General features: G+C 56.9%; 1 protein-coding gene. It reads right to left on the bottom strand.

The genetic code is table 11. The features are described from left to right. Positions 1-293 (bottom strand): recombinase family protein (locus E2K74_RS14485; protein ID WP_227548050.1); only part of this gene is annotated, 293 nt, incomplete at its 3' end. Positions 294-432: the final 139 nt, after the last annotated feature.

A 432-nucleotide genomic window follows, 5' to 3' on the forward strand; every position in this document is an offset into this window, starting at 1 on the left:
CCGAACACCATGCGACCGGACGCAGTCGTGGTGTCGATCTGAGCGCCCTTTCCAGTCAGAACCCGCAGGCCGATCTTGCGGTCTGACAGCTCCTTCACCGTGTTGACCAGATGGGCAAGCGATCGTCCGAGGCGATCGAGCTTCCAGACCACCAGCACATCGCCGTCACGCAATGACTTGAGGCAGGCAGTCAAGCCAGGGCGATCATCACGACCGCCGGAAGCAAGATCATCATAGATATTGTCCCGTTTGTCAACGGCGATTGAAAACTGATACAGATTTTTTCGTGCCAGCGATTTAAAACTGATACACCGCCGTCGCTGAACACCGTCCGTGTTCAGCCAATTTCTGCAACATCGCTCCCCCTCATCATCCCGGCCTGTCGCTGGTGCTTCAGCCGATAGCTTTCCCCGGCAATCGGCACGATGTGCG

The sequence above is a fragment of the Acinetobacter sp. RF15B genome (assembly GCF_007558235.1).
In the GTDB taxonomy this organism is placed as follows: Bacteria; Pseudomonadota; Gammaproteobacteria; order Pseudomonadales; family Moraxellaceae; genus Acinetobacter; species Acinetobacter lwoffii_C.